Consider the following 13,712-nt stretch of genomic DNA (forward strand, 5'->3'; position numbering starts at 1 on the left):
CGAACCTGGCAGACTGGCCGCCAAGGCACGGAAAAGCGGCTCGTCGCAGCCACCCGGCGCCGAGTCCGGGGGGATCCACGCAAGGAGATCCAGATGTCCATGGCAGGGAATCTGCGGAAGGTCACGAGCCTCAGCGGGGTCGGCGGCCTGCGCAAGGTGGCACGGCTGGCCCGTCGGCGCCCACGCGTCGACCTGAGCCACCCGGCCAGGTCCCCGCTGGGCTCCTCGGTGGTCAACTGCGTGACCTATCGCGACGGCGTACGGGTGCCCGCGAGCGGTGATCTGGTCGACACGGTGCAGCGGGTGCGCAAGAGCGGACACGGCTTCGTGTGGCTGGGGCTGCACGAGCCGACGGACCAGGAGTTCGCGGGCATCGCGGAGCTCTTCGACCTGCATCCGCTGGCGGTGGAGGACGCGGTCGAGGCCCATCAGCGCCCGAAGCTGGAGCGGTACGGCGAGACGCTGTTCGCGGTCTTCAAGACGGTCTGCTACGTCGAGCACGAGAAGCTGACCGCGACCAGCGAGGTGGTGAACACCGGCGAGATCATGGTGTTCGTCGGCGAGGACTTCGTGATCACGGTCCGCCATGGCATGCACGGCTCGCTGGGTCCGCTGCGCGAGGAGCTGGAGGCGCACCCCCAGCAGCTCGCCAAGGGCCCCGCCGCGGTTCTGCACGCGATCGCCGACCACGTCGTCGACGACTATCTGAGCGTCACCGACTCGGTCCAGGAGGACATCGACCAGGTCGAGACGGACGTGTTCGCGGAGAACGGCGCACGGGCCGACCCGGGCCGGATCTACCAGATGAAGCGTGAACTGCTCGAGCTGAAGCGGGCCGTGGTGCCGCTCGCCCGGCCGGTCGAGGATCTCGCGACCCAGCCGATCCGGGTGGTCGACCCGGAGATACAGGCCTACTTCAGGGACGTCCTGGACCACCTCATGCGCGCCAAGGAGCAGATCGCCGCCTTCGACGAACTGCTCAACTCGATCCTGCAGGCCCATCTCGCGCAGGTGACGGTCGCTCAGAACGAGGACATGCGGAAGATCACGGCCTGGGCGGCGGTGATCGCCGTGCCGACCATGGTCTGCGGGGTGTACGGCATGAACTTCGATCACATGCCGGAGCTGCACTGGAGGTTCGGCTACCCCCTGGTCATCGGCGTCATATCCGTGGCGTGCCTGGCGCTGTACCGCGGTTTCCGGCGCAACGGCTGGCTGTGACGTCCGGGGCGCGGCCGGTCAGTGGGTCATGGTCCTGGCGTAGACGCCGTGGGTGAAGTCGGCGATCTGGTCCTCCGTGAGGTTCCGGGCCAGGTCGGCCTCGCTGATCATGCCGACCAGCCGCTTGTTCTCGATGACGGGGAGCCGGCGGATCTGGTGGTCCCGCATCTCCCTGAGCACGTCGCCGATGTCGGCGCTCGCGTCGATCCAGCGCGGGGTGCCGTGGGCCATCTCTCCGGCGGTCACCCTGGCCGGGTCGTGGCCCACGGCCACACAGCCGACGACGATGTCGCGGTCGGTGAGGATGCCGCACAGCCGCTCGTTCTCGTCGCTGATGGGCAGGGCCCCGACGTTCAGCTCGCGCATCAGCTGGGCGGCGCGGTCCAGCGTCTCGTGGGCGGGGATCCACTGGGCGCCACGGTGCATGATGTCTCCGGCGGTGGTCATGGAGTACCTCCCGGTGCCGGGCGGCCGGCGCGGCACGGGACGCACCGCTGAAACCGGCGCCCTACATTCTCGCCGCGCCGGATGCCGGGCGCACCCGGAACCCGGCGGTGGCAGGAGGGCGAACGGGTCCGTGGCACCGTGGACGGGTGACGGTCAGGCGAATTGGCCCATGCCACCGGGAAAGGGCGACGGTCAAGCGGAGAAGCCGATGATCTTCCGCGGCACGACACGGACGATCACGCGGACCTCGTCGTCCTTCTCCGCGGGCGGGTCGATGCCGAGGTACCTGTGGGAGAGCACGTACGGGAGGCGTTTGCCCTCGTCGGGGAGGATCTCGGCGGTGCCGCGGATCTCGACCGAGGTGTAGGGGTCGGCGAGGTCGAAGACCGAGAGGCTGACGCGGGGGTCGCGGCGAAGGTTGCGCACCTTCTGACGGCCGTCAGTGGAGGAGAAGAGCACGGTGTCGCCCTCGCGTTTGATCCAGACCACCGAGTTCTGCGGGGAGCCGTCGGGGCCGAGGGTGGCGACGGCGGCGAAGTTCCGGCCGTCGAGGAGGGCGCGGACCGGGGCGGTGAAGGTGACGGGGTCGATCGAGGAGGTCGTCATGCGAAGAGGCTAATTACATGCATGCGCATTGAAGAGTGGATTACGGATCGCGCTTGGGCCTCCGTCGGTCAGCCGCTCCATGCCGGATGCCGTGGATCGTCGGCCCGTACCAGGACGTCGGCGGTGCCGGCCGGGTCGGTCTCGGACTCGTAGCGCTCGTAGGCGGGGAGCGTCCAGTGGTCGGCGTCGGGGGTGCGGCGGCGCAGGGCACCGGGCGAGAGGAGCACGTGGACGGTCAGGTCGAAGGGGAACCAGTGCCGCAGCAGGAGGGGGCCGTGCAGCAACAGGAAGCCGCCGGGCGGGAGTTGGACGTAGGAACTGCGGGTGGCGCGGTCGGTGGCCGGGTCCCACAGATCGGGCAGGACGCGTCCGTCGCCGCCGGGTTCGAGAGGACCGAAGACCTCGCGCCACAGGGCGGCGGTGTCGAACCAGCCGTCGTAGTAGGCCTCCACGTCCTGATGGCCGTACTCCAGGCGGAGCGAGGCGGGGCGCAGGAAGCCCTGGGTGCCGACGGTGAGCGAGGGGCGACCGCTTACGCGCAGCGCCTCGGACACGCGCTCGGCGAGGTCTCCGGGGCGGGCCGCGGGGGCGCCGTCGAAGGCGATGCGGGGCCAGGGGCTGCCGTCGGCGGGCTTCAGGGCGAGCAGACGCTCGGCCAGGAGGTCGCCGAGCCGGTCCCAGGTGATCGCTTCGAGTCGCACAGGGCCCATGATGCGTCAGGTACCGACCGGGACGCGTCGCGCCGGTGCGGCGCCACGGCTCGGGACGCGTCGCGCCGGTGCGGCGCCACGGCTCGGGACGCGTCGTCCCGTTCGTGGATACGGAGAACGGGACGCCGAGCCGACACCCGGACGCCCGCGGGCCGGGACGCCGAGCCGGCTCCCGGACATCCGCGGGCCGGGACGCCGAGCCGGCTCCCGGACACCCCCGTGCCGGGGAGCGGTGTCGGTGACGGGGTGTCCGGATCGGGGTAGGTCCGGGTCGTGCGACGGGGAAGGGAACAGGTATGGCGCACCTCGCAACTCCTCCGAGCCGTACCGGACTTCTCGTCATTCAGCCGCTGAGGCGGCGGCAGTGCGGGGAGTGCCATGCGGGGCCGTTGTCGCTGTTGGTGATCGAGGAGGGGGCGCCACGGTGTCTGGACTGCGCCGATCTCGGGCATCTGGTGTTCCTGCCGCGCGGTGACACGGCGCTGACGCGGCGGTCGCGGGAGGAGAGCGCCCTGTCGGCGGTGGTGGTGCGCTTCAACCGGCGCAAGGCGCGGTACGAGCGGCAGGGCGTCCTGGTGGAGGAGGCGGGGCTGGTCCGGGCCGAGGAGCGGTGTCTGGCGGACGCGGAGGCGCGGCGGCGGCGCCGGGCACGGGACGCCGGACGGCGGGCCGCGGAGGACGTGCGGTTCGCGGAGGCGTTCGCGGCGGAGATACGGAGGCTGTTTCCGGGGTGCCCCGAGGAGCGGGCGCGGGAGATCGCGGCGCACGCGTCCGTGCGGGGCAGTGGCCGGGTGGGGCGGAGTGCGGCGGGGCGGGCGTTGTCGGAGGGGGCGGTGGTGTCGGCGGTCGTGGCGTCGGTGCGGCATGTGGAGACGCCGTACGACCAGTTGCTCATGAGTGGCGTGCCGCGGCACGAGGCTCGGCGGCGGATCAGGGCGGGGGTGGAGTCGGTGCTGGAGGGATGGCGGGACGAGGGGATGGGGACGGGGACGAGAGTGGACGCGGGGTGACCTGGCGGGCGAGGTGTGGGAGGCGGTCGCCGGGCAACGTCTGTGTGCGGTGGGCGGTTTGGCGCCGTGGCGACCGGACAGGGCGGTGGTCGATTCGTGCGGCCTCCGTCGGTACCCTGCGCGGCGCGGAACCGGCGGCGCGGACGGGACGCGAGGGGCCCCGATGTTCATGCGTTCGCGTCCTCTCCGGCTCTGGACGTTCGCGTATGTGTCCGCGTCTCTCGGTCATGGTCACCGGGGACGCGTGGGCATTCACTGGAGGGACAAGCGGTGCCGGGGCTGGGCTCGGCTCGATGCGGGGAGATGACGCTGACGTGATCGACGGACCGTACCTCTGGCTGACGGTGCTGGGTGTGCTCGGAACCGGGCTGGTGGCGGGCGTGTTCTGCGGGTTCTCGACGTTCGTGATGCGCGGACTGGCCGCGTTGCCGCCGGCGCAGGGCGTGGCGGCGATGAACGCGATCAATGTGACGGCGGTGATGCCGGCGTTCATGGTCGTGTTCGTGGGGTCGGCCGTGCTGTGCGCGGTGCTGGGCGTGGTGACCTTCGTGCTGTGGCCGGACGACGGGAAGGTGGAGCTCCTGGTGGGCAGCGTGCTGTATCTGTTCGGGTCGTTCGGGGTGACCATGGTCGCGAACGTGCCGCGCAACGAGGCGCTGCTCAGACTCGACCCGGGCACCCCGGAGGCGGCGGCGTACTGGCCGTCGTACGTGCGCGAGTGGACCATGTGGAACCACGTCCGGACGGTGGCCTCGGCAGGCGCCGCGGTGGCGTACGTACTGGCACTGACCTGAGTCCATCCACCCGTCCCGCCCCGAATCCACGCACCCCTCGCGCCCCGAATCCCCCGCCCGTCCCACCCGGCAGCCCTGAGACCGCTGAGCGGGCGCTGAGACCGGAAGAGCACGTACGGAAAGCACTTTCCGTCCCTCTGCGACCGGGGCCGACACGTCGTATCGTGGCCGAAAGAGTGCCGCCCGAAGACGCACGGCCTGTCGCACGCGTACCTCAAGGAAGACGGCCATGGCCGATCCCAAGGGATTCATGACCACGCCTCGCCGGGACTGGCCCCGCCGACCGGTCGCGGAGCGGGTCCGGGACTGGAACGAGGTCTATGTCCCCGGGGCTCTGCTGCCCATCATCGACAAGCAGGCGGACCGCTGCATGGACTGCGGCATACCGTTCTGCCATGACGCCTGTCCGCTCGGCAATCTGATCCCGGAGTGGAACGACCTGGTCAGCCGGAACGACTGGCGGGCGGCGGCGGACCGGCTGCACGCCACCAACAACTTCCCCGAGTTCACGGGGCGATTGTGCCCGGCGCCGTGCGAGGCGGGGTGTGTGCTCGCCATCAACCAGCCCGCGGTGACCATCAAGAACGTCGAGGCGGCCATCGCCGACCGGGCCTGGGAGCTGGGCTTCGCGCCGCCGAGTCCGCCGGACCGGCTCTCCGGGCGGACCGTCGCGGTGATCGGTTCGGGGCCGGCCGGGCTGGCCGCCGCGCAGCAGCTGACGCGGGCCGGACACACCGTCGCCGTGTACGAGAAGGACGACCGGCTCGGCGGGCTGATGCGCTACGGCATCCCCGAGTTCAAGATGGAGAAGCACCATCTGGAGCGCCGGATCGAGCAGATGCGGACCGAGGGGACGAAGTTCCGTACGTCGACGGCGGTCGGGCGGGATGTCGGGGCGGCGGAGCTGCGGTCCCGGTACGACGCGGTGGTGATCGCGACCGGCGCGACGGCGTGGCGTGAACTTCCCATACCCGGACGGGAGTTGGACGGCATCCACCAGGCGATGGAGTATCTGCCGCTGGCCAACCGGGTGTGCGAGGGAGACCTGGAGAGCTCCCCCCTGTCCGCCGCCGGGAAGCATGTCGTCATCGTCGGGGGCGGTGACACGGGGGCGGACTGTCTGGGCACGGCGGTGCGTCAGGAGGCCGCGTCCATCACTCAGTTGGACATCTACGCGCAGCCGGGCGCCGAGCGGGACGACGACACCGAACCGTGGCCGACGTACCCGAAGATCTACCGGCTGTCGGCCGCGCACGAGGAGGCGCGGGATCTGGAGACGGCGCCGGAGGCGGACGCGGACGTGCGGTTGTTCGCGGCGTCCACGCTCCGCTTCACCGGGGACGACAGCGGGCATGTGCGGTCGTTGCACCTGGTCGAGGTCGACGCGGGACGGCGCCCGCTGCCGGGGACCGGGCGGACGCTGCCCGCCGACCTCGTCCTGCTCGCGCTCGGTTTCTCCGGGCCGGACCGGAACGACGGACTGATCGACCAGTTGGGGCTGGCGATGGAGCCGCGCGGGACGATCGCCCGGGACGCGGACTTCGGGACGAGCGTGCCGGGCGTGTTCGCCGCGGGGGACGCCGCCCGGGGGCAGTCGCTGATCGTGTGGGCCATCGCCGAGGGGCGGGCCGTGGCGGCGGCGGTCGACCGCCATCTGACGGGGAGTTCGCGACTGCCGGCGCCGATCGGGCCGTACGACCGGCCGATGACCGTGTAGCGAACCGCGAGGGCTGCTGCGGTAACTGCGCGGTTCAGCGGCGGCGTTCGTCCGTCCCCGCCACCTTGCCCGTGGACAGCGCCACCCGGTTCCACGTGTTGATCGTGAGGATGAGGGCCAGCACGTGGGCCAGTTCGGTCTCGTCGAACTGCGCGGCCGCCTGCGCGTAGATGTCGGCGGGGACGCCGGCGTCGGCCACCAGGGTCACCGCCTCCGTCAGCGCGAGGGCGGCCTGTTCCCGCTCGGTGAAGAAGTGGCGGGCCTCGCGCCAGACGGGGACCATGTGCAGCCGGTCCTCGCTCTCGCCTGCCTTACGGGCGTCGTTCGTGTGCATGTGGAGGCAGTACGCGCAGTGGTTGAGGTGCGAGGCGCGGATCTGGATGAGTTCGACCAGGGCCGGGTCGAGGCCCTCTCGGGCGGCGGTGTCGAAGCCGATGAGCGCGCGGAACACCTTCGGGGCGCTCTTCGCGAAGTCGAGGCGGGGATGCTCGGGCAGGGCCGCCGTGGCGGGGGAAACCGTCGTGTTCGTCGTCATGTGCTTCACCTTACGGAGCGGAAAGACCCCCGATAGGGTGCATTTCCGTGGCGAATTCATGGGTCAATTCGGCTGAGCGGATCGGGGCCGACCTGCATCTGGAACTGCCCGCGACGGGCGGGCGGCGGGCCGCGCTCATCACCGCGCTGCGCGAGGCGGTGCGCGAGGGGCGGCTCGCTCCCGGCACCCGGCTGCCGCCGTACCGCTCGCTCGCCGCGGACCTCGGTGTCGCCCGCAACACCGTCGCCGACGCGTACGCCGAACTCGTCGCGGAGGGCTGGCTCACCGCGCGGCAGGGCTCGGGGACGCGGGTCGCGCAGCGGGCGGAACCGCTGCGACACGCCGGGAAATGGCCCGTTGACGCACCGGCACGCGCGCGTACGTCGGCTGGCGCACCCGCCTGCCCCCGTGCCTCGACCACCGCACCTCCCCACGGACGTGCCCCAACGCAGCCACCACGCGTGCGTGCCGCGAAAGCGACCCCACCCACCCCCCGCCACGACCTCCGTCAAGGCACCCCCGACGCCTCGTCGTTCCCCCGCTCGGCGTGGCTGGCGTGCAGTCGGCGGGCCCTCCAGCAGGCGCCCAACGAGGCGTTCGGGCCGGGAGATCCCGCCGGGCGGATCGAGTTGCGGGAGGCGCTCGCCGAGTATCTGGCACGCGCGCGTGGGGTACGGACCGAGCCGGGGCGGATCGTGGTCTGCTCCGGCGTCGCGCACGCCCTGCGGCTGCTCTTCGGCGGCCGGGTGCTGCGCGGACCGCTGGCGGTGGAGGCCTACGGGCTGCCCTTCCACCGGGAACTGCTCACGGCGGCCGGCGTACGGACCGTACCGCTGCCCCTGGACGAGGACGGGGCGCGCGTGGACCGGCTGGGGCGCGAGCGGGCCGTGCTGCTCACGCCGGCACACCAGTTCCCGACCGGCGGGCCGCTGCGGCCGGAGCGACGCGCGGCCGTGGTCGACTGGGCACGCGCGCGTGGGGGCGTGGTGCTGGAGGACGACTACGACGGGGAGTTCCGCTACGACCGCAGACCCGTGGGCACCGTGCAGGGCCTGGACCCGGAGCGGGTGATCCTGCTCGGCTCGGTCAGCAAGAGCCTGTCACCGGCCGTGCGGCTCGGCTGGATGGTGCTCCCGGAGCGGTACGTCGACGACGTGCTCGCGGCCAAGGGCGAGCGCGAGGCCTGGGCGAGCGTCCTGGACCAGTTGAGCCTCGCCGAGTTCATCACCAGCGGGGCGTACGACCGTCATGTACGGCGGATGCGGCAGCGTTACCGCGGCCGCCGGGACCGTCTGGTGGCGGCGCTCGCCGAGCACGCGCCGCAGGTCGGCGTCACCGGGGTCGCGGCCGGCCTGCACGCGGTGCTGCGGCTGCCGCCCGGCACCGAGCGCTCCGCCGTCGAGGCCGCCGCCCGGCAGGGCGTCGCCCTGGACGGACTGGCCGCGTTCCGGCACCCGGAGACGGACATGGACGCCGGGGACGGACTGGTCGTGGGCTGTGCGACGCCCCCGGAACACGCGTACGCGGCGGCCCTGGAAGCACTGTGCCGGGCGCTGCCACCGCACGCGCCCGGCACCTGACCCTCGGAAAGCTAGGGCCTGCGACCCTTCCGGGTCGGATACGGCTTGCCTGTGTCGATCTCAACCATGATTAACGCACCCGTCAATTCAGCAACCAACAATGCAATGCCACGTCAGTTCAGTGGCTCACAACAGCAGGAAGTCGGCCTCCCCCGCCTTGGCACCCTCGATGAACGCCGTCATCTCGTCGGTGGTGTAGATCAGCGCCGGGCCGTCCGGGTCGGTGGACTGGCGGACGGCGATCCGGCCGTCGGCGAGCTTCATCGCCTCCAGGCAGTTGCCGCCGTTGCCGCCGCTCCAGGGCTTGTGCCAGCCCTCGCTGCCCAACTCCCGCGCGGGCATGCCGTTGTAGACGTGTTTGCGCGGCTTGATGCGATCCATTCACAGCTCCTTGCGGAGATCCAGGAGGATCTCCTTCGTGCGATGTGCCGTAGCGGCCTGCGCCGCCATGCGGTCCATGACCTCGAGATGGGTGGCCACCTCGGCGCGCGCGTCCAGGTAGACGGCGCCGGTCAGGTACTCGCTGTAGACCATGTCCGGCAGTTCTGACATGGCAAATCGGAACAGCACGAAGGGCCCGAACGTGCCCGGGTGCGGGCCGTTGAGGAACGGCGCGACCTGCAGCGTCACATTGGGCAGCTTCGTGGCCTCGAGCAGTCTGTCGATCTGGGCACGCATCACCTCCGGGCCGCCGACGGGGCGGCGCAGCGCGGTCTCGTCGAACACGGCCCAGAATCGGGGCGCGTCCTGACGGGTGAGCAGTTCCTGGCGTTGTATGCGCAGCGCGACATGGCGCTCGATGTCCTCGGGCTTGGTCTGGCCGATGGCGCCCGACGTGAGAACCCCGCGCGCGTAGTCCTCGGTCTGCAGCAGTCCGGGGAGGAAGTGCGGGTCGTAGGAGCGGATGAGGCTGGCCGCTCCCTCCAGGCTGACGTACATCGAGAACCAGCCCGGCAGGATGTCGTGGAACCGCTGCCACCAGCCCGGCTTGTTGGCCTCCTCGGCCAGTTGTACGAAGGTCTCCGCCTCCTCGTCGGAGACGCCGTAGGACTTCAGCAGCAGCTGGAGGTAGGGGATTTTGAGGGCGACCTCGGCCATCTCCATACGGCGGACCGTGGCGGGGGCGACGCGCAACACCTTGGCGGCTTCCTCGCGCTTGAGCCCCGCGCGTTCCCGCAGGTCCAGCAGGCGTCGGCCGAGGACGACCTGACCGACCGTCGGCGCGGACCGTGGCTCGCTCACGCTCCACCTCCACTGGTCGACGGGTCCGAAAAAGCATGCTGACAGCCATGCGGCGCCATTCGAAGACCTATTCGAAGATCCGTACGGTTCGGTACCGATCTTCGTTGATCTCAACTGGCGCCGCTCGACGTGCTGTTGCGAGCAGTGTGCCACGCCCTTCCACAACGTCACACCGCACTCTGCATTTTTCAGAGTGACACTTGCCAAGTGTCCACGGCAGGGCGATAGTGGCAAGCGTGATTCCGTCCGCGCCCTTAGGAACAGACGCTGCCGAAGGCCACCCCCACAGCCTCGGTGCCGCCGCAGGGGCAGGCCCCGCCGGGGCCGCTGCCGAGCGCCGGTTCCGGTTCGAGCTGGCCGCGCATCCGGGCTCTCCCGCGCAGGCCAGACATCTGACCAAGGCCCGGCTGAACGGCTGGTCGGTGTGCGAGGACATCTGTGACACGGCCGCCCTGGTGGTCACCGAGCTGGTCACCAACGCACTGGTCCACACCGCGAGCAGCCACATCGTGTGCGAACTGCACGACGGCACGGACCTGGTGCGGATAGCCGTGCGTGACGAGGGCTGCGCGCCGGGTGCGCCCCACCCGTCGCCGGCTCGGCCGGAGGAGGAGCACGGGAGGGGACTGCTTCTCATCGACGCCCTCTGTCACGCGTGGGGAGCGCACGAACACGGACCCGGGCTGCTGGTCTGGGCGGAGCTGCCGCGCCAGGCGGACGAGCCGCGGCACGACTGCGGGCCGTGCACACGTCAGGGCCGCACGGCGCACGAGCCGTACAACGACCTGGGCTGGGGAGCCCGCCCCAAGCCGGGACCGGCCGACGGCACGGGGGACGAGGACGAGCCGGACGCGCACCACGGTACGCAGGGGACGGGGATCACATGGGGTTGAGGGCCGCGTCCGGCCGCCGGGTGCTGAACCTGGACACGCTGGTCCGCCTCGAACGCGGGCTGCACGCGTCGGGCACGCCCCGGCGACTGCCCGTACCGGACGGGATGACGGCTCCCCTGGGATGCGACGCGGTGGCGGTGCCGGCCCCTTTCGGCCCATTGGTGCTGCCCCGGCTGCCACGCGTGGGGTGCGTCTACGCCGATGAGGCGCACTGGTGGTGGCTCGTCCCGTCCGACTCCGACTACGCCCTGGAGTGGCCCGCCCCCGCCCAGTACGCCGCCGGGGCGGTTGTTCCGGACGCCCCGGCGGTCCCCGGCCTGATCCACAAGCCGGACGGCACACTCCCCTACACCCCGCCGATCCCGCTGTATCTGGCCGTGTGCCGGGTGACGGGGACGACGCCCACCTGGTCACGTCCGGTCACCGCGTAGCCACGACCGCATCATGGTTGCGTAAACATCGGGCCGCCCGGGTGGCGTACGCCCGCGCGCTCCCCCTTCTTCCTCCTGCGCCCTGCCCGCCGGGCCGTGAGCCCGCGATAGTGGCCGTTCGGCGGCGTGCCAGGCGGATCGGGGGAGGCCGGCGGTGGTGAAGAAACGTGAGTCGGCGGGCGGTGGGGTCTCCGAGTCGGAGCAACTGCTCTTCGGCGGCCCGCTGCGGTACGACATGGGCTGGAACCAGCACCGGGACGCGTTCCTGGAGCTGAACTTCCGGGCCATGGTGACGCGGCTGCCGGCCCTGCTCGGCTCCAGCTTCCGGCTGGCCTGGCAGGCCGACCGCCGGGCGGCGCGGATCGTGCTGGCCGCCGAGGCGGGCCGGGGCGTCACCCAGGCGGTGAGCCTGCTCGCCGTCAACAGCGTGCTGGGGCGGCTGATCGCCGGCGGGGCGATCGCGGAACGGCTGCGCGGCGCCGTACCCGTGCTGACCGCCATGGCCGCCGTCATGCTCGTCGGGACGCTGCTGCGGGCCGCGTCGACGTATGCGACCGGGCGGCTGGAGCCCAAGGTGGAGCGGGTGGCCACCGAGCTGTACCTGGAGCGGGCGGCGGCCGTGGAGCTGGCCGCGATCGAGGACCACGCCTTCCACAAGCTGCTGGACACCGCGCAGTACGGCGCCGGATCCGCACGGCGGATGATCTCGTACGCCACCCGCGCGATCAACGCGCTGATCTCGCTGATCGCGGCCGCGGGCGTGCTGACCGTGCTGCATCCGGCGCTGCTTCCGCTGCTGGTGACGATGACCCTGCCCAGCGCGTGGGGTGCGCTGACGAACGCGCGGCGGCGCTACGAGTCCTGGCACACCTGGGTGCAGCACGCGCGGGCCGGACAGCTGATCAGCAGCCTGCTGACCGAGCCCGCGGCGGCTCCCGAGATCCGCGTGCACGGCGTCGGCCCCTTCCTGCTGCGCCACTTCCGGGCCATGTCGGAGACCGCGGAGACGGAGCAGGCCCGGCTGGCCCGGCTGGCGGCGCGCACCGGGCTGATAGCGGCGGCCTGGACGGGGCTCGCGACCGTGGCGACGTACGCGACGCTCGTCGGGCTGCTGCTCGGCGGGGCGATGGCGCTGTCGGTGGCAGGCACCGCGGTGATCGCGATCCGCACCGGGTCGGCGAGCCTGGACAACATGGTGCTGGCGGTCAATTCGCTCCACGAGGAGGCCCTGTTCGTGGGCGACATGCAAAAGCTGTACGTCGAGGCGGCCGCACGGGCGATCCCGGTCGGCGGCGACCCGCTGCCGGAGGACCCCCGGGAGATCCGCTTCGAGAACGTCACCTTCCGCTACCCGGGTGAGTCGGCCCGTCCCGCCCTCGACGACGTCACCCTGACCCTGCCCCTGGGCCGCATCGTGGCGCTGGTCGGGGAGAACGGCTCCGGCAAGACGACCCTGGTCAAGCTGCTGGCGGGCCTCTACACCCCGGACGCGGGCCGGATCCTGTGGGACGGCGTGGACACGGCGACCGCGGACCGGCACCAGCTCGCCGAGCGGATCGCGATGGTGGCCCAGGACTTCAAGCGCTGGCCGTTCACCGCACGGGTGAACGTGGCCATCGGCCGCTCCTCGGCCCCGCTGACCGAGGAACGCCTGGCGGCCTCGCTCGCCGAGGCCGGCGCCGAGGAGGTGGTGGCCGATCTGCCGCGCGGCCTGGACACCCTGCTGGCCCGCCAGTTCAGCGGCGGGCACGAGCTGTCCGGCGGTCAGTGGCAGCGGCTCGGGATCGCGCGGGCGGCCTATCGGCGCGGCCGGATCCTGGTGGTGGACGAGCCGACGGCGGCGCTGGACGCACGGGCCGAGCTGGAGGTCTTCGAGAAGATCCGCGCCCTGGCCTCCGGCGGGCAGACGGTGATCCTCATCACCCACCGGCTGGCGTCCGTACGCCACGCGGACCTGGTGCACGTCCTGGACCAGGGCCGGCTCGCCGAGTCCGGCACCCCGGAGGAGCTGCTGGCCGGTGGGGGCATCTACGCGGAGCTGTACGCGCTCCAGGCGGAGCAGTTCAGCGCGCCGGTGCCCGCCCCGAAGGCGGGCTGACGCCGCTCAGGCGACCGCGTCGGCGGCCGTGTCCCCGCGCACGATCACCAGGAACGTGTCCGTCGCGAGGTCCATGACGACCTCGGCGGGCAGTCCTTCCAGTCGTCGCGCGTGCGCGAACTCCTCCGCCGGCCACGAGCCTCGCGGCCCACCTGCGGGAAAGCGTTCGAGCACTGTTCGCCCGTTCACCATCTCGCACCTCCAGAAAGCGTTGTACTTGTAGGAGTTAACGCCCTGGCGGTCGAGAAAGCCTCGCTCAGTTGCTGGACTGAGACGTAGTTGACACTTGTTCAACGCGGAGTGTGAGGATCCGGTCACTTTACGGCGATATCGTTCACTTTTTGTGTCGGTCCTCGCACTCATCGTGATGACGAAGGGGGATCTCCCGCCGGCCCAGCACGGTCAGATCCATGAACGTCGTGGGCGGG

15 protein-coding genes are annotated in these 13,712 nt (G+C 71.5%); 8 read left to right on the plus strand and 7 right to left on the minus strand.

Annotated elements, in window-relative coordinates; translation table 11 throughout:
• Window positions 1-93 precede the first annotated feature (93 nt).
• Complete coding sequence (locus MKW14_RS15450; protein ID WP_240863116.1) at window positions 94-1,221, plus strand: magnesium and cobalt transport protein CorA; 1,128 nt, start codon at window positions 94-96, stop codon at window positions 1,219-1,221.
• An 18-nt stretch (window positions 1,222-1,239) separates the two neighbouring features.
• Here MKW14_RS15450 and MKW14_RS15455 read toward each other — a convergent pair whose 3' ends face one another.
• The 3 genes from MKW14_RS15455 to MKW14_RS15465 all read right to left on the minus strand — a co-directional run bounded on the left by MKW14_RS15455 (window position 1,240) and on the right by MKW14_RS15465 (window position 2,984).
• Complete coding sequence (locus MKW14_RS15455; RefSeq protein WP_240863117.1) at window positions 1,240-1,668, minus strand: CBS domain-containing protein; 429 nt, start codon at window positions 1,666-1,668, stop codon at window positions 1,240-1,242.
• A 192-nt stretch (window positions 1,669-1,860) separates the two neighbouring features.
• Window positions 1,861-2,274 carry a PPOX class F420-dependent oxidoreductase gene (locus tag MKW14_RS15460; RefSeq protein ID WP_240863118.1) on the minus strand — a complete coding sequence of 138 codons (414 nt, stop codon included), beginning with the start codon at window positions 2,272-2,274 and terminating at the stop codon, window positions 1,861-1,863.
• A 68-nt stretch (window positions 2,275-2,342) separates the two neighbouring features.
• Window positions 2,343-2,984: a nucleoside/nucleotide kinase family protein gene (locus MKW14_RS15465; protein WP_240863119.1), complete on the minus strand. Its 642-nt coding sequence runs from the start codon at window positions 2,982-2,984 to the stop codon at window positions 2,343-2,345.
• Window positions 2,985-3,280: 296 nt separating this feature from the next.
• On the opposite strand from MKW14_RS15465, the gene MKW14_RS15470 reads away from it, so the two are divergent.
• From MKW14_RS15470 to MKW14_RS15480, 3 genes are all read left to right on the plus strand, one after another.
• Window positions 3,281-3,994, plus strand: a complete 714-nt coding sequence (locus tag MKW14_RS15470; protein WP_240863120.1) for a DUF2293 domain-containing protein — start codon at window positions 3,281-3,283, stop codon at window positions 3,992-3,994.
• A 314-nt stretch (window positions 3,995-4,308) separates the two neighbouring features.
• On the plus strand, window positions 4,309-4,788 hold the full coding sequence (locus tag MKW14_RS15475; protein ID WP_240863121.1) for an anthrone oxygenase family protein: 480 nt from the start codon (window positions 4,309-4,311) through the stop codon (window positions 4,786-4,788).
• A 229-nt stretch (window positions 4,789-5,017) separates the two neighbouring features.
• Window positions 5,018-6,505: a glutamate synthase subunit beta gene (locus MKW14_RS15480; RefSeq protein ID WP_240863122.1), complete on the plus strand. Its 1,488-nt coding sequence runs from the start codon at window positions 5,018-5,020 to the stop codon at window positions 6,503-6,505.
• A gap of 34 nt (window positions 6,506-6,539) precedes the next feature.
• On the opposite strand, the gene MKW14_RS15485 is transcribed toward MKW14_RS15480, so the two are convergent.
• A complete protein-coding gene (locus MKW14_RS15485; RefSeq protein ID WP_240863123.1) occupies window positions 6,540-7,040 on the minus strand; it encodes a carboxymuconolactone decarboxylase family protein in 501 nt (166 codons plus the stop codon).
• A gap of 47 nt (window positions 7,041-7,087) precedes the next feature.
• Here MKW14_RS15485 and pdxR point away from each other — a divergent pair, with 47 nt between their 5' ends.
• Window positions 7,088-8,620 (plus strand): MocR-like pyridoxine biosynthesis transcription factor PdxR, encoded by a 1,533-nt coding sequence (pdxR, locus tag MKW14_RS15490; RefSeq protein ID WP_240863124.1) that lies wholly within the window; start codon window positions 7,088-7,090, stop codon window positions 8,618-8,620.
• Between the two features lie 126 nt (window positions 8,621-8,746).
• Here the strand turns inward: pdxR and MKW14_RS15495 are convergent, their stop codons facing one another.
• Window positions 8,747-9,001: a DUF397 domain-containing protein gene (locus MKW14_RS15495; RefSeq protein WP_240863125.1), complete on the minus strand. Its 255-nt coding sequence runs from the start codon at window positions 8,999-9,001 to the stop codon at window positions 8,747-8,749.
• Entirely contained in the window at window positions 9,002-9,862 is an 861-nt protein-coding gene (locus MKW14_RS15500) for a Sco1979 family transcriptional regulator (RefSeq protein ID WP_240863126.1), read from the minus strand. It lies immediately after the preceding gene.
• A gap of 227 nt (window positions 9,863-10,089) precedes the next feature.
• Here MKW14_RS15500 and MKW14_RS15505 point away from each other — a divergent pair, with 227 nt between their 5' ends.
• From MKW14_RS15505 to MKW14_RS15515, 3 genes are all read left to right on the plus strand, one after another.
• Window positions 10,090-10,755 carry an ATP-binding protein gene (locus MKW14_RS15505; RefSeq protein WP_240863127.1) on the plus strand — a complete coding sequence of 222 codons (666 nt, stop codon included), beginning with the start codon at window positions 10,090-10,092 and terminating at the stop codon, window positions 10,753-10,755.
• Window positions 10,746-11,186, plus strand: coding sequence for a hypothetical protein (locus MKW14_RS15510; RefSeq protein WP_240863128.1), 441 nt, complete (start codon window positions 10,746-10,748; stop codon window positions 11,184-11,186). The genes MKW14_RS15505 and MKW14_RS15510 overlap by 10 nt, the downstream gene beginning before the upstream one ends.
• A 235-nt stretch (window positions 11,187-11,421) precedes the next feature.
• Window positions 11,422-13,284: an ABC transporter ATP-binding protein gene (locus MKW14_RS15515; RefSeq protein ID WP_240863191.1), complete on the plus strand. Its 1,863-nt coding sequence runs from the start codon at window positions 11,422-11,424 to the stop codon at window positions 13,282-13,284.
• Window positions 13,285-13,290: 6 nt separating this feature from the next.
• Here the strand turns inward: MKW14_RS15515 and MKW14_RS15520 are convergent, their stop codons facing one another.
• Window positions 13,291-13,476: a DUF8839 family protein gene (locus MKW14_RS15520; RefSeq protein ID WP_207929725.1), complete on the minus strand. Its 186-nt coding sequence runs from the start codon at window positions 13,474-13,476 to the stop codon at window positions 13,291-13,293.
• Window positions 13,477-13,712 lie beyond the last annotated feature (236 nt).

The sequence above is a fragment of the Streptomyces gilvus genome (assembly GCF_022513565.1).
Classification (GTDB): domain Bacteria; phylum Actinomycetota; class Actinomycetes; order Streptomycetales; family Streptomycetaceae; genus Streptomyces; species Streptomyces gilvus.